The 22,413-nt window shown below is 38.5% G+C and carries 20 protein-coding genes and 3 pseudogenes; 13 read left to right on the forward strand and 10 right to left on the reverse strand.

The window, feature by feature from the left end; translation table 11 throughout:
* Positions 1-16: 16 nt before the first annotated feature.
* From RCG17_RS12845 to RCG17_RS12870, 6 genes are all read left to right on the forward strand, one after another.
* Positions 17-430 (forward strand): hypothetical protein, encoded by a 414-nt coding sequence (locus tag RCG17_RS12845; protein ID WP_308175516.1) that lies wholly within the window; start codon positions 17-19, stop codon positions 428-430.
* Positions 387-734, forward strand: a complete 348-nt coding sequence (locus tag RCG17_RS12850; RefSeq protein ID WP_308175517.1) for a DUF2653 family protein — start codon at positions 387-389, stop codon at positions 732-734. The genes RCG17_RS12845 and RCG17_RS12850 overlap by 44 nt, the downstream gene beginning before the upstream one ends.
* A 186-nt stretch (positions 735-920) precedes the next feature.
* Positions 921-2,468 (forward strand): spore germination protein, encoded by a 1,548-nt coding sequence (locus tag RCG17_RS12855; RefSeq protein ID WP_308175836.1) that lies wholly within the window; start codon positions 921-923, stop codon positions 2,466-2,468.
* The gene (locus tag RCG17_RS12860; RefSeq protein WP_308175518.1) at positions 2,465-3,574 is read left to right on the forward strand and encodes a GerAB/ArcD/ProY family transporter; all 1,110 of its coding nucleotides are present in this window, start codon (positions 2,465-2,467) and stop codon (positions 3,572-3,574) included. Before RCG17_RS12855 ends, RCG17_RS12860 begins: the two co-directional genes overlap by 4 nt.
* Positions 3,571-4,773, forward strand: coding sequence for a Ger(x)C family spore germination protein (locus RCG17_RS12865; RefSeq protein WP_308175519.1), 1,203 nt, complete (start codon positions 3,571-3,573; stop codon positions 4,771-4,773). Before RCG17_RS12860 ends, RCG17_RS12865 begins: the two co-directional genes overlap by 4 nt.
* Positions 4,770-4,994 (forward strand): hypothetical protein, encoded by a 225-nt coding sequence (locus RCG17_RS12870; RefSeq protein WP_308175520.1) that lies wholly within the window; start codon positions 4,770-4,772, stop codon positions 4,992-4,994. The genes RCG17_RS12865 and RCG17_RS12870 overlap by 4 nt, the downstream gene beginning before the upstream one ends.
* A 133-nt stretch (positions 4,995-5,127) precedes the next feature.
* On the opposite strand, the gene RCG17_RS12875 is transcribed toward RCG17_RS12870, so the two are convergent.
* Positions 5,128-5,583 carry a DUF2269 family protein gene (locus RCG17_RS12875; RefSeq protein WP_308175521.1) on the reverse strand — a complete coding sequence of 152 codons (456 nt, stop codon included), beginning with the start codon at positions 5,581-5,583 and terminating at the stop codon, positions 5,128-5,130.
* Positions 5,584-5,806: 223 nt separating this feature from the next.
* Here RCG17_RS12875 and RCG17_RS12880 point away from each other — a divergent pair, with 223 nt between their 5' ends.
* Entirely contained in the window at positions 5,807-6,427 is a 621-nt protein-coding gene (locus RCG17_RS12880) for an RraA family protein (protein WP_308175522.1), read from the forward strand.
* 91 nt (positions 6,428-6,518) lie between these two features.
* Here the strand turns inward: RCG17_RS12880 and aspA are convergent, their stop codons facing one another.
* A complete protein-coding gene (gene aspA, locus RCG17_RS12885; protein ID WP_308175523.1) occupies positions 6,519-7,949 on the reverse strand; it encodes an aspartate ammonia-lyase in 1,431 nt (476 codons plus the stop codon).
* Between the two features lie 490 nt (positions 7,950-8,439).
* On the opposite strand from aspA, the gene RCG17_RS12890 reads away from it, so the two are divergent.
* Positions 8,440-9,885 (forward strand): L,D-transpeptidase family protein, encoded by a 1,446-nt coding sequence (locus RCG17_RS12890; RefSeq protein ID WP_308175524.1) that lies wholly within the window; start codon positions 8,440-8,442, stop codon positions 9,883-9,885.
* 119 nt (positions 9,886-10,004) lie between these two features.
* On the opposite strand, the gene RCG17_RS12895 is transcribed toward RCG17_RS12890, so the two are convergent.
* Positions 10,005-10,889, reverse strand: coding sequence for a LysR family transcriptional regulator (locus RCG17_RS12895; RefSeq protein WP_308175525.1), 885 nt, complete (start codon positions 10,887-10,889; stop codon positions 10,005-10,007).
* 189 nt (positions 10,890-11,078) lie between these two features.
* Here RCG17_RS12895 and RCG17_RS12900 point away from each other — a divergent pair, with 189 nt between their 5' ends.
* Entirely contained in the window at positions 11,079-11,237 is a 159-nt protein-coding gene (locus RCG17_RS12900; RefSeq protein ID WP_308175526.1) for a hypothetical protein, read from the forward strand.
* 121 nt (positions 11,238-11,358) lie between these two features.
* Here the strand turns inward: RCG17_RS12900 and RCG17_RS12905 are convergent, their stop codons facing one another.
* The 7 genes and pseudogenes from RCG17_RS12905 to RCG17_RS12935 all read right to left on the reverse strand — a co-directional run bounded on the left by RCG17_RS12905 (position 11,359) and on the right by RCG17_RS12935 (position 18,094).
* The gene (locus tag RCG17_RS12905; protein WP_308175527.1) at positions 11,359-12,885 is read right to left on the reverse strand and encodes a malate:quinone oxidoreductase; all 1,527 of its coding nucleotides are present in this window, start codon (positions 12,883-12,885) and stop codon (positions 11,359-11,361) included.
* A gap of 554 nt (positions 12,886-13,439) precedes the next feature.
* A complete protein-coding gene (locus tag RCG17_RS12910; RefSeq protein WP_308175528.1) occupies positions 13,440-14,456 on the reverse strand; it encodes an oxidoreductase in 1,017 nt (338 codons plus the stop codon).
* 86 nt (positions 14,457-14,542) lie between these two features.
* Positions 14,543-15,454 (reverse strand): PTS system mannose/fructose/sorbose family transporter subunit IID, encoded by a 912-nt coding sequence (locus tag RCG17_RS12915; protein WP_308175529.1) that lies wholly within the window; start codon positions 15,452-15,454, stop codon positions 14,543-14,545.
* Positions 15,455-15,472: 18 nt separating this feature from the next.
* Positions 15,473-16,279 carry a PTS mannose/fructose/sorbose transporter subunit IIC gene (locus RCG17_RS12920; RefSeq protein ID WP_308175530.1) on the reverse strand — a complete coding sequence of 269 codons (807 nt, stop codon included), beginning with the start codon at positions 16,277-16,279 and terminating at the stop codon, positions 15,473-15,475.
* Positions 16,280-16,307: 28 nt separating this feature from the next.
* Positions 16,308-17,282: a mannose/fructose/sorbose PTS transporter subunit IIA gene (locus tag RCG17_RS12925; RefSeq protein WP_308175531.1), complete on the reverse strand. Its 975-nt coding sequence runs from the start codon at positions 17,280-17,282 to the stop codon at positions 16,308-16,310.
* Between the two features lie 251 nt (positions 17,283-17,533).
* Positions 17,534-17,637 (reverse strand): annotated as a pseudogene (locus tag RCG17_RS12930) (transcriptional antiterminator); the annotation flags it as partial.
* 85 nt (positions 17,638-17,722) lie between these two features.
* A complete protein-coding gene (locus tag RCG17_RS12935; RefSeq protein ID WP_308175532.1) occupies positions 17,723-18,094 on the reverse strand; it encodes a DUF956 family protein in 372 nt (123 codons plus the stop codon).
* A gap of 257 nt (positions 18,095-18,351) precedes the next feature.
* On the opposite strand from RCG17_RS12935, the gene nagA reads away from it, so the two are divergent.
* The 4 genes and pseudogenes from nagA (at position 18,352) to RCG17_RS12955 (ending at position 22,378) form a co-directional block, all read left to right on the forward strand.
* Positions 18,352-19,551 carry an N-acetylglucosamine-6-phosphate deacetylase gene (gene nagA / locus RCG17_RS12940; protein ID WP_308175533.1) on the forward strand — a complete coding sequence of 400 codons (1,200 nt, stop codon included), beginning with the start codon at positions 18,352-18,354 and terminating at the stop codon, positions 19,549-19,551.
* Positions 19,548-20,284, forward strand: a pseudogene (gene nagB, locus RCG17_RS12945) (glucosamine-6-phosphate deaminase). The gene nagA and the pseudogene nagB overlap by 4 nt, the downstream one beginning before the upstream one ends.
* 315 nt (positions 20,285-20,599) lie before the next feature.
* Positions 20,600-21,322: a GntR family transcriptional regulator gene (locus RCG17_RS12950; RefSeq protein WP_308175534.1), complete on the forward strand. Its 723-nt coding sequence runs from the start codon at positions 20,600-20,602 to the stop codon at positions 21,320-21,322.
* Between the two features lie 139 nt (positions 21,323-21,461).
* Positions 21,462-22,378 (forward strand): annotated as a pseudogene (locus RCG17_RS12955) (Gfo/Idh/MocA family protein).
* Positions 22,379-22,413: the final 35 nt, after the last annotated feature.

A 22,413-nucleotide genomic window follows, 5' to 3' on the forward strand; every position in this document is an offset into this window, starting at 1 on the left:
TAGAGGAGAATTTTCGATGAAAAAATTAATGATTGCTTTTGTTTTACTTTTCACCTTGATTGTTCCAAGTATGACGGAAGCAAGAGGATTTAGCGGGGGACATAGTTCGATTAGCCATAGTTCTTCTTTTGGGACTCATTCTTCTACAACAAGATCAAGCAACACATACCGCTCTGGATACAAATCACCTTCGAGCAATGTATCGAGGTCAACATATAAAAGTACTCCAACTTCCAAACGAAGTAGCTTTTGGAGCCATGCAGCGGCATTTGGAGCAGGAACATTTTTTGGAAGTATGTTTCACCCCTTTGGCGGACATTACTACGGACAGTCCTATGGTTTTTCTATGTTTGGGTTACTCTTTGACATCCTGATGATTCTCGTTATTGTTTGGGTCATTAAAAAGATTTTCAGAAGAAGAAGGTATTAATACAATGGAATTACTATTTAATGAACAGGATCTCGTGGATAGTGTTTGTGTGTATACTGCATCAAAGGAATACACCCATCCAGAAAACATCGATGTTGAGTTGGCCTTTAATCCATCCTTTGGATTTTCTGCAACGGCTAGAATACACGGCCAGGCACGAACCCTACATGAACAAGATCTGATTGACGCGGTATCCTATTACTTACATGACTACCATAACTTCGATCCAGATCGGCTCTTGATAGACATGCGATTCAGCGAAACTGAAGGCGTCACTGCATCCATTCAAGTAAGGAATTTTTAAAAGCGTAAAGCATTGGGAGCAAAATCCCAATGCTTTTTTATTTGTTCATTCGTAAATAAAATTGAAAAATAGTGAAAGACTAAAGTCTGACTACCAAATATTTCAACTATTACCTTATTTACCAAAGAGGACATAATGATGGATTGGAAAAAACGGATGCGAAGGGCCTTTCCTAAGAAGGCGGATATGGATTTTCCGCAAGAAAAAGAAGTTGAGAAAAAACGGAATGTACAAGACACTCTTTCCAAAAATCTGCAGGAGAATACCACTTTCCTGCAATCCATCTACAATAATTGTCCAGATGTTATTTTCCGAACGTTTTTAATCGGAAATTCTTTAAGAGCTGTTCTTATTTATATTGAGGGTCTCTCAAATGTTGAAGAAATCGATAAGAATGTGCTGAGCCTGCTTATCAACCTGGAAGTAGGAATGGTATTAGATTTTTCGACTCTTGGAGAGAAACTCCCTGTTTCAAAAGTAAAACAAGTAGTTAAGATTCAGGAGGTCATTGAACAAATTTCCGTAGGAAACCCTGTCGTTCTCATCGATCAGCAATCACATGGGCTCTCGATGGGGTTAGCCAAATTTGAAAAACGCTCTATCGAAGAACCAAGTGCAGAATCCGTTGTCCGCGGGCCAAGAGATGGTTTTACGGAAACATTAAGCGTCAATACGGCGATGTTGCGCCGAAAATTAAAAAGCCCTAATTTAAAAATGAATACCATGAGCATTGGCCGCTATAGTCAAACACAAGTTGCCGTTATGTATATTGATGGGCTTGTTGACCAAACACTCTTGGAGGAGGTCAACAACAGATTAAGCCGTATTGATGTTGATGGTGTTCTGGAGAGCGGTTATATTGAAGGGTTTATCGAAGATTATCCTTATTCTCCTTTTCCACAGATGTTAAACACTGAACGGCCCGATGTGGCGGCAGCACATTTATTAGAAGGCCGATTTGTTATTTTAGTGGATGGGACACCATTTGTCATTATTGCACCCATTACCTTTTACTCTTTTTACCAAGCTGCTGAGGATTATTACCAACGGTTTTTGATGGGTACGTTAATTCGCTGGCTGCGTTATCTGTTTTTACTGATTGCTTTGTTGCTGCCGTCTACCTATGTAGCGATCCTTACCTTTCATCAGGAAATGGTCCCAACAATCCTTTTATTGAGCGTTGCCAAATCTAGAGAGGAGATTCCTTTTCCAGCCTTGGTTGAGGCACTTATTATGGAAATTACATTCGAAGCATTAAGGGAGGCTGGACTCCGCTTACCAAAGCAGGTTGGTTCAGCGGTCAGTATTGTTGGGGCATTGGTAATTGGACAAGCAGCTGTGTCGGCAGGACTTGTCTCAGCACCAATGGTAATGGTTGTTGCGATCACAGGGATTGCCTCCTTTTCAATCCCCCGTTACAATGCGGCGATTGCGATTCGAATGCTTCGTTTCCCGATTATGTTCATGGCAGGAACATTGGGGCTCTTAGGAATCATGCTTAGTCTCATTACGATCATTATTCATTTAAGTACGATTCGATCATTTGGCGTACCATACTTATCACCGATGGCACCAATGAAAGGGAAAGAAATGAAGGATGTATTGATGAGGGCGCCGTGGTGGTCTCTGAAAACACGTCCTCGGTTAACAGGGAATCAGAACACATATCGGCAGGCAAACGGGCAAAATCCAAGTCCAACCAGAGAAACAAAACAGGAGATGAACAAAACATGATCGAAAAAGGAAAAATTTCCGGCTCGCAAATGGCGATTATGATGAACCCTGCTATTTTTGCAACTGTTCTGCTATTAGTACCTGCCATTACAGCGAAACATGCTCGTCAGGACATGTGGTTATCTCCCATTTGGGCTTCTCTTGTTGGATTTACGGCTGTTTTTTTAGCCTATAAACTAAACAAGCTTTATCCCCAACAAACACTTGTCGAATATAGTGAGTTAATCTTAGGAAAGGTCTTTGGCAAGATTATCGGGGCATTGTATTTATTTTTTTATTTACATGTTTCCGGCATTGTTGTTCGTGAATATGGGGAATTCGTTGCTGGCACATTTCTTCCGCATACTCCTATGGTATTTGTTTTTGGGACCATGCTTTTAGTTTGCTCCTTTGCGGTTTATGGCGGACTGGAAGTAATCGGTAGATGCTCTGAAATTATTGTCCCAGTTGTCCTTCTTTTGTATCTGATGATTTTTATCATGCTGATCAAGGATTTACATATTCAGAACATGTTTCCCATGATGGAAGATGGGCTCACACCTTCCTTTTTAGGATCAATTGTTCCGCAAAGCTGGTTCAGCGAGTATATTCTGATTACTTTTTTCTTACCTTACTTAGCTGATCAAAACAAAGGGCTTAAATGGGGAATGATCTCAGTCGCAAGCGTCATGTTCTTTATGGTTTTAACCAATTTCACTTCCCTACTATTATTCGGGAATTTATCATCTAGGTTAACCTATCCCGTTATGGTAGCAACACGATATATTAGTATTGCTGAGTTTTTAGAACATCTGGAGGCAATTGTAATGGCAATATGGGTCGCAGGAACATTTATCAAAATTACAGTCTTTTATTACGCCTTAGTTCTTGGAACTGCCCAGTGGCTGAAGCTAACGGATTTTCGGCCGCTCGTTTTTCCAATTGGATTTTTACTCATCGTTTTTGGTATTTGGTCAGCACCCAATTTACAGGAACTTGCCCATTTTCTTAGCACTTCAGCAGCGTTTTATTTTCTATCCATCCAAATTATCTTCCCGATCATCCTTCTGCTAATTGCGTTAATCCGAAAAAAATTTCAGCAGAAGAATGAGATGACAGCAGGATGAAGTCCCCTAAAATATCCCGCTGGCTAACCTTTTTATTCATAAGCATTATCGTTCTGCTTTTGTCTGGCTGCTGGGACAGAAAAGAAGTAAATGATTTGGGTTTAGTTACAGCAGCAGGCATCGATAAAATATCGGATAAAACGATTGAGCTTTCCGTTCTCGTCTATATTCCAAAAAGCGCAGGCAGCCAGCAAAGTATGGAAGGCGGCAGTGGCGGCGTCAGTTCTCAGACTTTAGTGCGCTCAGCAACAGGTGTTACGATAGCCGATGCCATGTCAAAGCTCCAGGAAAAATTGCCGCGTCATATCTTTTGGGGCCATACAGAAGTATTTATCTTCGATGACAAATTAGCCAAGATGGGGCTTGCTAAACAAGTTGATTTTATTATCCGCCATCCTCAGCTTCGTGAGCGGTCACAAATCTTTATTACCCATCAAAAAGCTAAAGAAGTTTTGGGTTTGCTTCCCCCTTTGGAACGAGATTTAGCTACCGTTCTCCGTGAGTTAGAATCACTCAGGATGGGAATGGAAGTAACTGTCAAAGATTACGCTGAAAAGCTAATTAGTGATTCCAAGGATACAGCCGTTCCATATATTAGGATGTTACCTCCACAAGAAGGAAAAAAGAAAAGAGAAACAATTGCCTACATTTCTGGAACCGCTATTTTCAAGAAAGATAAAATGGTCGGCAAAATTGACGCATCCGTTACCAGAGGGGTATTGTGGCTGCGAAATGAAATTCAGCTTGCAACCGTTACGGTAAAACCAAAAGAAGCCAATGGATATGTCTCCTTAAGTTTATTAGAAGCATCATCCGAATTGGTTCCTAGTTTCGAGCATGGAAGATGGAAAATGGTCTTTAGAACCGATGCAGAAGCTGATGTCGTTCAAAATACAACACAATTAGATATGACCAATCCGAAAGTAATCAAAAGCCTGCAGCGACAATTAAAAAAGGTCATTGAAGACAAAGTGAATTTAGCACTGACAAGTGTACAAAAAGATATGAAAGCAGATATTTTTGGTTTTGGAGATGCCTTCCACAGAAAATATCCCGCCTTATGGAAAAAACAGAAAAACCGCTGGAATGAAATTTTCCCAAATATTGATGTAACAATCGATTCAAATATTAAAATCCGCAGGCAGGGTATGAATTCTGTACTATCTTCCATTTTTCCAAAAGAGGTGAATGAAAAATGAGAATGGTGCCTTTATTTTTTAGTACTGTTATTGTCATTTTTATGTTTCTTTTCCAATGGCCGAAAATAAACCAAAATCAAAAAAAAGAAAAGGCAGCATTTATCACCCTGACCCTATTAGGATGGCTGCTTATTAATTTTCTTTTCATTTTTCCAAATACACCAGGGCCGACGGAATTCATTGATTTCATGTACAAGCCGCTTGGACGACTTTTAGAGTAGAAAAAGCATTTTTACAGGAAGTACGGAAAGAAAATGTTTCATGTGAAACATATTTAAGCAAAAAAGGATCATTTCAGAAGGTTAAATAAAAAAACAACATGTTGCAAAGGCATGTTGTTTTTGCTTATTACCATTAAAATGGTTTAGTAATCATTAGAGTAATGATGATGATAAAAATGAAGTTTTCAAGGTATTCACACCTGAATAATCTTTTTGCTAAAGGATAATACTCTTGTGGAATTTCTTCCCCCTGATAGGAATTTAATAGAGATTTAATCGGTATTGACCTTGGTGATAATGCCAGCGGGCCTAACGCAAGGGAGATTAAAAAGAGAATAAGACTTGTTACATACCATCCCATATGGAAAAGGTATTGGTTGATTGAACCCATGATCAAACCTGTAATCAGTAATAGAGTCCCGCCTATCATAACGTAAATATGGAGCTTATTCCTGATCGCATAGGCATGCCTTAATTCTGTCATTGTTTTCCCTGATTTTACAACTGTCGTCAGTATAAAGCCCGGACCCATTCCAATAATCGCCGAAAATATATGGATAAATACAATCACATTATAAAAAAGACTCACGTATAACCCTCCTCACTCTATCGCTATCATTTTATCATAACCCTATTTTTTATAGTAAAATCAGTGGCGATATTCATAAAATATTTAAAAGTTATGGATTGTTCATAAACCTAAATTTTAATAAATAAAATTTTGTTATCAAAGTTGATAACTTTTTCTGATTATTCCTATCAAAGAAACAACTGTATAATTTTGTTAAAAATAATATTGTAGGGAGATTAATATGGAATCCATTATTAAACAATTTAAGGAAATTCCGACGACTTGCATTTCAGATGCGATGGATGGGCTAAATAACATGAATGCAGCAATCAAACCGCTCAGAGAAGAATACAAGTTTGTGGGAAGAGCTCTAACCGTTAAGATGCCTGTTGGTGATAATTTAGCTGTATTAAGAGCCATCAGAGAAGCCCAACCAGGGGATATTATCGTTGTAGATGCTAAAGGAGACCAGTATCGAGCCATAGCCGGAGACTTTGTTGTGGGGATGGCACAAACACTTGGTGTGGGTGCCATAGTCGTTGACGGTGTGATACGTGATATTGAAGGAATCAAAAAACTAAATTTCCCTGTCTTCTCCAGAGGGACGACTGTGGCGGCAAGCGGAAAAGCTGGTACAGGTGAAATTGACGTTCCCATTTCCTGTGGAGGAACAGCCGTTAATCCTGGAGATATTATTGTTGGTGATGCGGATGGAGTAGTGGTGATCCCACAATCTGAAGCAGAACCGATCCTTAGAAAATCATTGGATAAATTGAAAAAAGATGAAGCAAGAGAAAAGAAAGTCTCAGGAAATATTGAGGCGATTAAGGAATACTTAGATAACATGCTCAGTAAATATTGAGGCGATTAAGGAAAACTTAGATAACATGCTCAGTAAATAATTGTACAAAAAATAGGAAAGGGGAGCCCCTTTCCTATTTTTATAGTCAATCTTAATCTCTTTCCAGCAAAGAAGCGCCTGCAATTCCGGGATGTGTCATTTCATATGGGTCCAAAATTAAATCTAGTTCCTCTTCTGTTAAAACATCATATTGCAAACAGAGTTCCCGAATTGGTGCCCCTTTTAGAATCGCCTCTCTTGCAATTCGTGCAGCAACTTCATAGCCAATATGCGGATTAACTGCTGTAATTACCCCTGCACTTTTTTCCACATACTCTTTTAATCTATCCTCATTTGCTTTGATTCCTTTTACGCAATGGTCCGTAAATACCCCGAAAGCATTATTCATAATGCTGATTGATTGCAGCAGATTAAATACGAGGACAGGTTCCATTACATTCAATTCAAGTTGGCCTGCTTCTGATGCAAGACAGATCGTATGGTCATTCCCTATTACTTGGAATGCTACCTGGTTAATCACTTCCGCCATCACTGGATTTACTTTTCCAGGCATGATCGAAGAACCAGGCTGTCTAGCAGGCAAGGTAATTTCCCCAAGCCCTGCTCTTGGACCTGATGCCATTAATCGCAAATCATTGGCTATTTTCGACATATTCATCATACAAACTTTCAATGCAGCAGAAACTTCTGTATAGGCATCTGTATTCTGTGTTGCATCAACAAGATGTTCAGCTCCAACTACCGGGAGCCCGCTGATGTCTTTAAGATGCTTTACGACTAATTCTATATAACGAGGGTCGGCGTTTAATCCCGTTCCGACCGCTGTTGCACCCATGTTCAATTCATATAAGTGCTGGCGGGATTGTTTAATCCGCTTAATATCACGTTCAATGACTCGGCTATAGGCTTCAAACTCCTGGCCAAGACGGATCGGCACAGCATCCTGAAGATGGGTGCGCCCCATTTTAATCACATGATCAAACTCTTGCCCCTTTTGTTTAAAAACTGAATGCATCGCTTCCATGGTCACTAATAATTTTTCCAAAAGCTTTAGGACTGCAATATGAATGGCTGTTGGAAATGAATCATTCGTTGATTGGGACATATTGACATGGGTATTCGGGCTACAATGGTAGTAGTCCCCCTTTTCCTTCCCAAGTATTTCAATCGCACGGTTAGCAAGAACTTCGTTTACATTCATGTTGATTGAAGTTCCTGCTCCGCCTTGTATCGGATCGACAATAATTTGGTCATGCCACTTTCCTTCTATCATTTCATCGGCTGCCTTGACAATCGCTTCCCCAATGCCGGAATAGAGACGTTTGACATCCATATTTGCAAGTGCTGCGGCCTTTTTCACAATGGCCATAGCTCTAATTAATTCTTCATGAATTCGATACCCTGTAATTGGAAAGTTTTCAATTGCACGTAATGTTTGAACTCCATAATAGGCTTCAGCTGGAACTTCCTTTGAACCTAAAAAGTCTTTTTCTGTACGCATTTGGTTCTTGTTGGTTGTCATATACATTCTCCTCTGTTTTGCGAATTCTTGGATTTCGCCCCATTTATGAAGCGCTTACATGCAGTGCTTTCCTCCACCACTGCAATTGGTCATCCTCATAAACCTCATCCCCCATTTATTTCCTCAAAACGCGTATTTCTAATTATTATTATAGAACTAAATTGGAATAAATCAATACAATGTATTCGTTTCGCGTACTTTTCCTGTTGAAATTTTAATTGTCATAAAAGGAATTTTTTAAAATTAAAATAATACTTATGAAAAGGGGAAAAAATCTATTTACTTTTATAAAAAACAATATAATATTAGGTTGGTTTCAATTTATTACAAAATCATTTCAAAAAATTTGATATATTTTTACAATCTTGCAAATACCGACAAATTTTGACTTTACTATCTATTAAAATAGTAGTAATAACTAAAATTGGAATAAATTAGAGACAGCGAGAGATTTTCACTTTTGGATTTTAGGTAAGCGGGAGGAAGTCTTATGGAAACAATGGCGAATGAATCAGTTGAAGAATTGAGCAGAAAAAGGGGGAACCCACCCAAGTGGTTTGCAAATTGGAAAATTATCACTCCTGTTATTCTCATTATTGCACTCGCATTTGCAGGAATCTACTATTATCAGTCAACTCGATTCAATGCGCACATCACGATCAACCATATAAATGTTGGCGGCCTAACTGCTGACAATGCGATTGAAAAATTAGCATCAGCCGATTTAATAAATGATGTCTATATTGGAGAAGAGCAAATATACAACGGGGAAAATACAAAAATGGGATTTTCAAACAAAGACCTTTCGGAGGTTAAAAAGCTTTTAAAAAAACAGTGGACCTTTTTCCCTTCCTCAAAGGCAAGCGATTATTCGCTCGTACCAGCTGAAATAGACGGAAATCGAAGCCAAACAATAAAAAAAGAAATAGAGGATAAACTCACTTCCATAAATAAGGGCTTACAAGCTCCACAAGATGCGGAGGCGCAATTAGTCCAAGGGAACATTACTGTCTCTAAAAGCATAGGTGGGAAACAGTTAGATACAGTCCGTTTACTAAAGGAATATGAGAAGCAGGCATACAGCAGTGAGGTCCATCTTAAACCCGTTTATATCCAACCTATTAAAGAAGATAGCCAAATTGTAAAAAATGAGCAAAAAATACTGCAGGAGCTGCTGCAACAAACCGTGGATTATAAGGTACAAGAGCAAGTTTACTCTTTAAAAGCCAGCGATTTAATTAAAAATGCAACTGTGTCCAAAGATATGAAGGTTACGATTGATCCGACTGAAATCAAAAACAAGCTTACGGAAGTTAACAATTCTCAGTCAACCTTAAATAAAGATTTCCAATTTAAAACCCACACAGGTGCGGTTATATCGGTAAGAGGGCAAGGTTATGGCTGGGCAATAAAAGTGGATAAAGAAGTGCCGCTTATTAAGGAAGCTTTTGAAAAAGGGACTAAATCTATTTCTGCTACGAATATTTACGGAAATGGCTGGAGTAATGAACAGATCGGCTATGAAACAACAGCGAATAATGGCATTGGTGATACGTATGCAGAAGTATCGATTGCCGAGCAGCATATTTGGATCTATAAAAATGGCCAATTGGCAGTCACGACAAATGTGGTGACAGGCAGACATAACACCCATGAAGATACACATACTGGCGTTTATTATATTCTTTTTAAACGATCACCATCCATACTCAAAGGAACGTCCGTAGGCCATGGAGGAGCATATTCGGTTAAGGTAGATTATTGGGCCCCATTTACGAACGATGGCCAAGGCTTCCATGATGCTAGCTGGCGTACTAACTGGGCAAGCAATGCCTACATTGGAGCAGGATCAGGTGGCTGCGTCAACACTCCGCCAAGTATTATGAAAACTGTCTATGATAGTCTTAGTACCCACGAGCCGGTTATCATTTATTAATAAAGAAAACTCGCCGATTGGCGAGCCCCTTAGGGCGAAGACAGAGGCGTAGTTGCACTTTCTTATTAGCCCAAAAACGGCTGGCCTAATTATTTTGGGCCAGCCATTTTTACTATTCATCAACCACGCTTTGACTCCAATGTCTCAATAAAGTTCACAAATGCCTTCACAACATTCCAGTCCAACGACTCCTTATGGTAATACATCCATGTTCGGCGTAAGATCGGATTGCCCTTTTGGTCGGTTAAATCTATTTTATATAAGTCTTCTATATCCCTGAGCATACCGCTGGACAAAATCCCATAACCCAATCCATTTAAAACCATTTCCTTACAAGTTTCAATATGGTCTACATCAATGCTGATATAAGGCCGGTGTGTATAGTTTTCGGCCCACCAATGATCGATTAATTGTTTTAATAAGAAATCCCCACTATGGTGAATTCTTGGGAGATTAGGCAAATCAGCCATATCAATCGGTTCCCTTGAAGCAACGGACATGGTTTCTTCAAACATTATATGTTTCTTTAGACCTTTATTATTATAATCTCCCCGAACAAAGCCGATGTGGACATCCTTATTGTGTATAAGTTGAGCTATATCTTTGCTCCAGCCTGTCGTAATTTTGAATTCAACATGAGGATACTGTTCTTTAAATAATTTCAGAATATGCGGCAGTTCATAATTAGCAAAAAAATTGGATACACCCAATTTCAACGTACCCGTAACTCCATTTTCTGCGTCGTTACTCATACTTTGGACACGCTCTTTGATTTTATGATAGCGAGATAGAGTTTCATCAGCACATTGAACAAGAAACTCTCCCTGCGGTGTAAAATGAATTCCTCTGCTTTCACGAGTTATGATTTGAACGCCTAATTCCTCTTGCATATGCTTGATACGATTTGTTAATGCAGGCTGCGTAATGAACAAAAGCTTGGCTGCTTTCGTAAGGTTTTTCTTACTATGAAGGACCTTCAGTATTTCCCAATCACGGTAATCCACTTTTCTCTCTCCAATTTCATGATATAAAAAATATTTATATTTCGATATAAAAATTAAGCATTTTATTTATTTCTATTATTGCACTATCATAAGTATGTAGCAATTAACAATTACTTCTAGAAATCCTGGAGTACTCTCCAGAAAAAAATAAACGAGCATAAGAAGATTATAAAAATTGGAGGAATTATTATGTGGATTATCACTCAATATTTGGATTCTAATATTTCTATGTTTGAATTTGAAACGGAAGAAGAAGCAAGAGAGGCACTTAAAAACCTGAATGGCTGCAAAATTCTTTCTGAAGTCATCTATTTCAATGATCCTTGTTTTCAGCAGGAAGCAGCTTAAGATATTCGCATTCTAATAGTTCAGTAGAATTTTATCAAAAAGACTTCCCACTAATAGTGAGAAGCCTTTTTTTGATATAATCATAGAACATTTATTCTATGATTATTATATTGGCCTGATCTTAATGCGCACCTACTAATTCAAGGCTTCTATCTTCAACCTGTATCGGTTGGTGATCGCTGAGACTGAGCGCTCGTTCTGTTGAAGAGTGAAGTTTATGGAAAAGCTCTGGGTTGTCCACTAATGATAGACCATAAGAAGGAATCATTTCCTTTATTTTTGGTTCCCATGCTTTTAAATGTTGCGGGAAGCATTTCTTCATTACCTCAAGCATGACGGAAACAGCCGTTGAAGCACCAGGAGAAGCGCCAAGTAATGCAGCAATCGATCCATCTTCGGCACTAATAACTTCTGTACCAAATTGAAGGGTTCCTTTGCCTGCAGCAGTATCCTTAATAACTTGTACACGTTGACCTGCTACCACAATATCCCAATCTTCGCTTTTAGCACTAGGAATAAAATCCCTTAATTCTTCAATACGTTGCTCTTTCGAAAGCATCAGTTGCTGGATCAAGTATTTTGTTAATGGCATGTTTTTGGCTCCCGCCGCTAACATTGTTATCACATTATTCGGTTTCACAGAACTTATTAAATCCATATTAGACCCTGTTTTTAAGAATCTCGGTGAGAATCCTGCAAACGGTCCAAATAGTAATGATTTTTTGTTATCGATAAATCGTGTATCAAGATGCGGCACTGACATTGGCGGAGCACCTACTGCAGCTTTGCCGTATACTTTTGCATGATGCTGCGCAACAACCTCCGGATTGTTACATACCAGGAATAGTCCACTTACAGGGAACCCTCCAATATGTTTACTTTCAGGAATGCCCGTTTTTTGCAGTAATGGCAAGGAGCCGCCGCCGCCGCCGATAAAGACAAATTTTGCAGTATGTCGTTCGACATCGCCGCTGGCATTACGCACTTTTAATTCCCATAGGCCGTCACTGGTACGCTTAATATCATCCACTTGATGTTTGTAATTGATAGCAACATTTTTATTTTCTAGGTGGTCAAATAATTTGCGAGTTAAAGCGCCAAAGTTAACATCCGTTCCAGAGTCAATCTTGGTAGCCGCTATTGGTTCCTTCGATGTACGGCCTTCCATAATAAGCGGAATCCATTCCGCCAATTTTTTCGGATCCTCTGAAAACTCCATCCCTTGAAACAAAGGATTGTTTGAAAGCGCTTGGAAACGTTTTTTCAAGAACTCTACATTTTTATCCCCTTGTACCAAACTCATATGCGGCAATTGTTTGATAAACTCATTCGGATTACCGATCAAATTGTTGTTTACAAAATAGGACCAAAATTGTCGAGAAACCTGAAACTGTTCATTAATTTTAATTGCTTTACTAATATCTATAGACCCGTCTTGCTTTTCTACGGTGTAGTTTAGTTCACACAGTGCCGAATGCCCCGTTCCCGCATTATTCCACTCATTGGAACTTTCCTCTCCCGGGTTTGCAAGTTTCTCAAACACTGTAATTTTCCAGTCCGGTACTAATTCCTTCAGCAGTGATCCCAAAGTTGCACTCATGATACCGGCACCAATTAAGATAACGTCTGTTCCTTGTCTGTTACTCATTTTCCCCATCCTTATCCCCTAGGTTTGCAGAAAGGATGCAGTGCTCCTGCTTGGGCGTTATAGCAAGCCAGGCGGGACCTATTCAACACCTTTTCTGTATTAAATATAAACATTTCATAGTATATCACAAATTTTTAAAATATTAAAATATTTACTAATTTTGTAGATTTAAGGCGAATTGCAAATATTTAAAATACCAAAATATCAGATGTAAAAATGAGTCTAGATGTTGTACATATTTATAGCGATTAAATACCTTGTCACAAATTGTACAAATTTGTTGCCTACTATATATAATGAACCCTAATTCACAAATTTGCAACATTTTTAGTTTTTTTATTTAAATTTTATTTAAATTTGTTCTTTACTTTGGTAAGATAAAGAGTTTTTACTTAACACTAACTCTTAGATTTTCATTGAATCTAGTTCCAAATGCTTATTGGTATTCACTTTAGCAGTAATGCAGCTATTGATGCTATTATTTATTAAATTTAATCAAAAAAAAACTGCCAATCTGGCAGTGAAATACTATTGAATTCTTTTATGCCCCAACCTTATTTCAAGTCTTTAACTCCAGTTTCTAATATTTCCATTTGCAGCAGTGTCTGTTCGTCTGTAATCGTTTTATCTTTACCATTTATGATGGCTTCATACAAATCATCATATACTCTTCCATAATCACCATTTACGGATTTCACTTTTTCTTCGTGGATTGTACCTTCTTCATCGATATTGGTCAGTACACCGTAATGATTTATTGTATCTACACCAAAGTCTTTGTTATCAGGCATGTAAAATAACTTTAAATGTTCTTCCTGACGATCTTTGGAATGTTTCACAAAGCATCCCTTTTTGCCATAAACGACAAAGCTTGGTCTTTCTTTAAGCCTAAAATAACTGGATTTTACAGATACCTTTAACGTGCCATAATATAAATCTAAATCAAAATAATCATTCATTCTTCCTTGTCCTAATAATTGCCTTACATCATAATGTATATGATCCGGCTTGCCAAAATAGCTGATGACCTGATCCAGTGTATGACAGCCATGTCCATATAAAAATGATTCAACAGGATTAAAAGAATGAACAGACTCAGGTACTTCGGGACGAAAATAGTCATAATGCATTTCCACTTCCAGCAAGTCTCCCAGTTTGCCCTCTTCAATGACTTTTTGAACCGTTAAAAAATCACTATCAAAACGTCTGTTTTGATACGTCTGAACAATTAATTCTTTCTCTCTAGCCATTGCAAATATTTCTTTTGCCTGTTCTGTGGTTTCCATAAAAGGCTTTTCAACCAAACAGTTTTTATTATGTTCTAATACTAATTTTGTGTATTCATAATGACTGTCTAGTCTTGTGCAAACCACAATGAGTTGAATGTCCTTGTCATTTAATAACTCATCTAAATCAGAAGTATAATTCACTCCTGTAATCCTATCCCAACTTTCATGCTTAGGATTTCTTTGATAAATTGTTTTTACCTTTATATTTTTTCTTTGCAGTACGAACGGCAGATGATATCTATTAGTGCTTTTCCCGTTTCCAATATAACCAATAGTAAGCATAGCAGCCCCCTTAAAATATATTTACAAAGATGTAAAGCACCTCCTAAAATGATAGGTTTATCAGATCAGAAGGTGCTGCTTATTTATTACATTAAGTGTATTAGGTGGAAAACGATACCAACCGCGAATAATCCAAGAATCATAACGATTGGAGAAACTTTCTTCTTAAGCAACCACATACAAAGGAATGTGATTAGCAATCCAGCTAAACCAGGAATTAAGCTGTCCAAGTTGCCTTGTAAAGTAGTTACTTTAACTGGTTCTAATGAAAGACCGCCAGCTTGCTGTTCTAATGCAGTTTTAATCCCTTGTGCTCCAGCAGGTAAGTTAGTCCAGTCGATATAAGCACCTTTGGAAAGTTTAACTGTGGATACAACTGGCGTGAATTTTACCGATACCCAACGGTTAACGAGTGAACCAAGGATAAACATACCCAGGATGGATGCACCTTTTGTAATATCTTGAAGTAATCCCCCAGATAAGTCATCAGTAATTTTTGAACCAGCTTTGTAACCAAATTCTTGCGTATACCACGTGAAGCCCATCCGAATGAGATTCCATAAAACGAAGAAAATAATCGGCCCAAGGATGTTACCGGTCAAAGCAAGAGAAGCACCTAACGCACCAAGGATTGGTCTAACCGTGAACCAGAAAACTGGATCCCCGATACCTGCTAAAGGCCCCATCATACCGACTTTAACCCCTTGAATGGCTGTGTCGTCAACCGGCTTACCATTTGCACGTTCTTCTTCAAGCGCTAAAGTTACGCCAATAATAGGTGAAGCTACATATGGGTGAGTATTAAAGAACTCCAAGTGACGCTTTAGTGCAGCAGATTGGTCTTCTTTTGTTTTATATAATTTCTTGATTGCGGGAATCATTGAATATGCCCAGCCACCGTTTTGCATACGTTCATAGTTCCAAGAACCTTGAATGAAGGTTGAACGCCACCAAACAGAAATACGATCTTTTTTTGATAATCTTAATTCATTTGCCATTTTTATGCGCCCTCCTTCTTAGTAACTATCAATAATATCGCCTAGTGGATCACCAGAGTTTGAGCCTCCGCCATTACCTGAACCGCCTTGTTTCGAAAGCGCTAAATAGATAAGGGCAAGAGCCACACCGATTGCACCAAGACCGATAAGTGTAATTTGTGAAATACAGGCTAGTACAAAACCAATCACGAAGAATGGCCATACTTCTTTTGTAGCCATCATGTTAATAACCATTGCATAACCAACAGCTACGACCATTCCCCCACCGATTGCTAAACCGCCCGTCAACCAAGTTGGCATAGATGAGAGTAAGTGACTAACCGGACCTGCACCAACGGCTACGATTAATAAAGCTGGGATGGCAATACGTAACCCCTGCATGCAGATCGCAACTATTTGCCAAAATTCAACTTTCCTGATGTTTCCTTCTTGAGCTGCAGCATCCATAAAGTGGACGATTGCTGTTGCAAGAGTACGAACGATGATTGTCAATAAAAGGCCAGCAACTGCAAGCGGAACAGCAATCGCAATCGCAGAAGCCACACCAGCCTTACCTTGTCCACTTAAAACTAAAATAATTGCAGATGCAACTGATGCTAACGCAGCATCCGGAGCTACGGCAGCTCCGATGTTTGCCCAACCTAAAGCAATCAGTTGAAGAGTACCACCTAAGATAAGACATGGTACTAAGTTTCCTGTAACTAAGCCAATTAACGTACAAGCAACTAGTGGTTGGTGGAATTGGAATTCATCCAAAATCCCTTCCATACCAGCTAAAAATGCTACGATAAAGACTAATATTATTTGAATCACATTCAAATCCATGATTATTAATCCTCCGTTTTCTCTGGATTTATTTTTGTTTTTTTAACTCTACTTGGGCCTTCTTGATAATTTCGCCCATGTCGCCTTTTGAATCGTTCGGAACTTTACGTACATCGAAGTTCAAACCAAGTTCTTTTAACTTTGCGAAAGTATCAATATCAGCTTGGCTAAAGGCCAACACTTTATTCGGTTGAACTTTACCAGGTGAGTGTGCCATAGAACCAACGTTAATTGTCTTCAATGGAACGCCACCTTCAACCGCTCTAAGCGCATCTTGCGGGTTTTCGAAAAGAAGTAACGCGCGCTGGCCACCGAAGTGTTGATCATCATTGGCAAGTTCGATCATTTTACTAATAGGAACAACGTGTGCCTTTACACCTGGAGGAGCAGCCTGCTGAATTAATTTCCTACGAAGTTCATCCTTAGCTACCGCATCAGATACAACGATAATACGTGTAGGCTGTGTAGTTTTTGTCCAAGCAGTCGCTACTTGTCCGTGAAGTAAACGAGAGTCAATACGTGCTAACACGTATTCAAATTTACCAGGAGCGCCTGCATTTGATGGTTTTGCAGCAACTGGTGCAGTTGATGCTGTTACTGGTTCTAATGCTTCTGGTCTTACTTTAACCCCTTCTTTAGCGGTTCCCAAAATATTTGCGGCAATTTCATGCGCTGTGTTCATCGAGAAGCGTGATGCAAAAGCTTCAATCAACATTGGTAAGTTCAAACCAGCAACGATTGCCCATTTATCTTTGTGTTCTTCAAACAAGCCGTTGGCTTGGTTGAAAGGAGTTCCACCCCAAAGATCGACTAAGAATAATACTTCGTCTTGGTTGTCGAATGAGGCGATTGCTTCTTCCATTTTTGCCTTTACATCATCAGGTCCTTCGCTCGGCATTAATGTAACAGCTTTTACATTTTCTTGTTTTCCAAAGATCATCTCTCCAGATTGCAAGATACCAGTGGCAAATTCACCGTGAGTAGCAATGATAATTCCTACCATCTTTTTACCTCCTGTTATTATTGTTACAGCTTTTTCAGCTCACCTAAAGCGGTTACAGTTTCAACAAAAAAACAACAAAAAAGGCATGAGCAAAAAGTCGATTTAATGAAGGTTTGGGTATAGAATGCCCCTAATACTTCATTTCAATCAATACTTTTCACTCATGCCTGATCGAATCAGTAACACGTAAAAAATAATGGCTATTCAAATTTATTTTGCAAGCGCTGTTAATGAAGTGCTAAAAAAACAGCTTATGCATCAAAAACAATCTTCTTCAGTGTTTGCTGCATCACCTTAATGAGCTTACATGAGTGATTGTAGCACACGGATATTCCTCTTTCAAGAGGAAAGTTATTGTTCTTAAATTTGTAACAGTATAATAATTTTGAATTTTTCCCAACAAAAAAAGACAAGTTCCACTTGTCTTGTATGTAAAAACATTACTTTTTAAATTTACTGGTAAAACTGCGTTTGATTACATCAAAGAAGCTTAATGATTGGACCATATGATTTGGATCAACGTATTCACGAATTGCTCGCAAAACTTTTTTCTGCTCTTTAGATGAAAATGTATACGTCCCATTTCGCTTAGTTTGGATAGCATAACGTGGAATCCATTTCCCTTTGAACATGACGGATGCGATTACGTAATCAACTTCTTCCCAGGGGATTTGAATAAACTTACGAGTATCACGACTATTGAAGAATTCAAATCCCTTGTCCCCGATCATGATCTTACCGTATTCTGCTATTCCCATTTGTGAGATCGCATCAATAACTAAATCAACTTTTGTATTGATTGATTGGACCATTTGCTTTACTCCATTTCATTCTTTTAATAAATAATTATTATACGGCGTTTTGTCACTTTAAGCAAAAAGTATTTAGGACAAGGATGATTGTTAAATTGAGGTAGATGTCTATACCAATAAATAGAATTTATTTTGGTAAATTCTTTGTTATACCGTAAGTTTTAAGATAAATCCTTTTTTACCAGCTAAAAAATGGTATAGACAACTATATATCACAAATGATAATATTTAGAGAGTCTAGAAAGGATGTAATCACAATGACTTCAAATTTTAAGGCTATTTTGCTCAAGGGCATCCAAATATATTCTGAAGGTAAATGGATTGAAAATGGCTACATAAAAATAAAAGATCAAAAAATAGTGGAAGTAGGGCGGGCAGAAAATCTTTCCTTGCAGGAAGAGTTTGAGGTTCTTGACCTTCCATTACAATATAAAGTTGTTCCTGGCTTTATTGATGTTCATATTCATGGAGCAAACGGAGCAGATACAATGGACGCTACGAGAGAAGCTCTAGATATAATGACGCAAGCACTTCCGGGTGAAGGTACCACAAGCTTTTTGGCAACAACAATGACACAGGAAGAAAAGCAAATTGAAAAAGCTTTAGTGAATGCTGGTGAGTATATCAAGGATCATCAAACACCCGGAAAAGCAGAAATACTGGGAATCCATCTCGAGGGTCCCTTTGTGAATCCAAAAAAGGCTGGAGCTCAGCCGATTCAATATATTATTGAACCAAATCTTGAGCTGTTTAAAAAATGGGAACAACTTTCAGGACAAACCATAAAGCTGGTAACACTTGCACCTGAACAGTCAGGCGGCCTTGAGATGGTCCGATACTTAAAAGCAAACGGGATGATTGCTTCCATCGGCCATACTGATGCAACTTATGAAGAAGTGCTAAACGCCATTGATGCCGGAGCAAACCATGTTACTCATTTATACAATCAAATGAGGGGTTTGCATCATCGGGAACCAGGTGTTGTTGGAGCAGCCTTTTTAAAAGAAGAGCTAAAAGCAGAATTAATTGTAGACGGGGTTCATGTTCATCCGGAAATGGTGAAACTGGCCTACAAGCAAAAAGGAAAAACAGGGCTCATTTTAATTACCGATTCCATGCGGGCCAAATGCTTAAAGAATGGACATTATGATTTAGGCGGTCAAGATGTTACGGTTCAAAATGGAAAAGCAGTCCTTAGTGACGGAACTCTTGCAGGAAGTATCTTGAAATTAGGCAAAGGGGTTAAAAATATTATGGCATTTACAGGCTGCGGGCTTGAAGATGCTGTTGAAATGGCGGCTGTAAATCCAGCGAAGCAATTGAATGTTTTTGATCGAAAAGGAACCATTTCCGAGGGAAAAGACGCAGATCTTGTAATTCTAGACGAAAACTATGACGTCTATATGACGTTATGCCGAGGGCAAGTGGCTTATTCAAAGGAGGAAAACACAAAATGAGGATTATTGAAGCCAAAGATTACCAAGATATGAGTAAGATTGCTGCCGACTACATGATAAAAAAGGTATGTAGCTTTCCAAAACTGAAACTTGGCCTAGCAACAGGCGGAACTCCTATTGGCATCTATTCAAATTTAATTGCTGACCATCAGAAAAATGGGACTTCCTATCATGATGTTACCACTTTTAATCTGGATGAGTATGTTGGACTCTCAGCTCATGATCCAAATAGTTACCGCTATTACATGAACCATAATTTATTCGATCATATTGATATTCAAAAAAACAACACATTTGTTCCGCATGGAGATGTGGTCGATATTCAAAGAGAATGTGCTGTTTATGAAGATTTGCTTCAAAAACATAAAGGAATTGATTTACAGATTCTCGGAATTGGTAAGAACGGTCATATTGGATTTAATGAACCGGGAACATCCTTTGAATCTGAAACCCATGTGGTGGAATTAACTCCTTCAACTAGAAAAGCCAATGAAAGGTTTTTCAACAGCTTAGAGGAAGTACCGACAAAAGCAATTACAATGGGTATTGCCACCATCATGAAAAGCAAAGAAATATTGTTACTCATTTCCGGGGAACAAAAAAAGAAGCACTCGAAAGACTTTTGACCGAAAATGTGGATGAAAGTTTTCCGGCATCAGTGCTTAAAAAACACCCATATGTTACAATAATTGCAGATAAGGCGGCTATTGCTGGTTTAAAAATTCACAGTTGAGGTTCTTCCTCTCTGTGTCTTTTTAAAAGAAACGAAATGCTGGTTTGTGAAGGATAGACATATATTTTTCACATTGGAAATGGTCTTTTACTTTGGCTGTGTTAAAGGAAAATTGTTGATTTTTTCACTCTGTTGATTGGAGCGGAGGGCACTCGACTCCTGCGGGATATAGAGGCGTCTTCCGACCCCACAGGCGCCAAGGCGCCGAGGAGGCTCCAGGACCTCCCCGCGGAAAGCGAGTGCCTGGAGCGGAAATCAACAGACTAATTTAACACAGCCTTTACTTTAAATAGAAAGGATGCAGTGGAGAGGAAAATGATTAAAAAGGATTCCCCCATCCCGATCTATTATCAACTTCAAGAGCTCCTAAAGGCTTTAATTGACAAGGGTGAATTAATGCCCGGAGATGTAATTCCTACTGAAAGAGAGTATGCTGAAAAATTTCATATCAGTCGGATGACAGTAAGACAAGCTTTAACCCAGCTTGTTAATGAAGGATATTTACATCGAATTCAAGGAAAGGGCACATTTGTATCTGAACGAAAAATTGAACAACCCCTTTACCGTTTAAGAAGCTTTACAGAAGATATGGAGTCCAGAGGACTAAAACCTGGCAGTCAATTAATTTCTTTTGAAATTATTCCCGCAACCAGCCAAATTGCTTCACAGCTTGGCATTCAGGAATATGCGCCCATTTATGAAATTAAACGGATTCGTTTGGCTGATGATGTTCCAATGGCCTTGGAATCCAGCTATATCTCGGCAAACCTTGTGAAAGGCTTAACGGAACAAATTGTTAAAGAATCTGTTTATTCATACATTGAAAACCAATTGAACCTTGAAATTGATGAAGCTTCACAAATCATTGAAGCATCGATTGCCAATCAAGTGGAAGCTAAATTTTTAAAAATAAAAAAAGGCTCTCCCATCATGCTCATTCAACAACAAACCTTTTTAAAGGACGGAACTCCTGTTGAATATGTTAAATCCTCATATCGAGCTGATCGGTATAAATTTATGATCAAAATGAAACGGTGAAATAGAGGGGAATAAGTTTTTCTTTGACTTTCCCCTTTTGTATTTCTTAAAACATTGGGTTTCATATTCCACTTGATCTCCCCCTTATTTTTATCCCCTTTACTATGAGTTTACTATTTGCTTTTTGGAGGAATGAGGCATGAAAAAACTGAGGATTGGTATTGTAGGGTTAGGAGATATAGCTCAAAAGGCTTATTTACCCATTCTCTCAAAGGAACAGAATTGGACGATATCTGGAGCATTTTCTCCAAATGAAAAAAAACGAAATTCCATCTGTTCCCAGTACCGAATCGATCCCTTTCAAAGTTTAGAAAACTTGTGTGACCAAAGTGATGCATTATTTGTTCATAGTTCAACCTCATCACACTTTGAGGTTGTGCGTTATCTTTTGAATAGGGGAAAAGATGTCTATGTTGACAAACCTCTTGCAGAAACAGTGGAACAAGCCGAAATTTTAGTGGATTTAAGTCAAAAGTATAACAGAAAATTAATGGTTGGCTTTAATAGAAGATTCGCACCGATGTATGTAAAAGCAAAGGAAGACTGTCAAGACATTGCTTGGGTCAGGATAGATAAATACAGGAAAAATAATATTAGTAATAGTTTTTATGCAGATTCACTTTTGGACAGTTATATCCATCTCATTGATACAGCAAGATGGATCGGTGATGGCCAAATTAGCTTAAAAGATGGGCATGTTCATCAAAATGAAAATAACAATTTGGTCTATTCCCATCATAGTTTTCAAGCAAAAAGTGGCATGCAGATATTCACAGGGTTTCACCGAAGTGCAGGTACAGGATTAGAGCTTTTGGAAATAGTGAATATGGGAAAAATTATTAGGGTTAAAGACCTTCATACCTTTGAAATTGAAGAAAGTGGCGAATTAAAAATAACAGAAACCGGTTATGGGAGACAATCCTTAAAGAAAAAGGTTTCGAGGGAGCCATAAATCATTTTATTTTTTCGATACTGGGAGATACTGCTCCAATTGTTGACGGCTTAGAGGGCTTAAAGAGCCAAGAGTTAATGAGGAGCATTATAGAACAATCCTGATTATGTTTAAAGCGGTAGCAATGCTACCGCTTTTT

Source organism: Neobacillus sp. PS3-12 (assembly GCF_030915385.1).
Lineage (GTDB): Bacteria > Bacillota > Bacilli > Bacillales > Cytobacillaceae > JAEVLT01.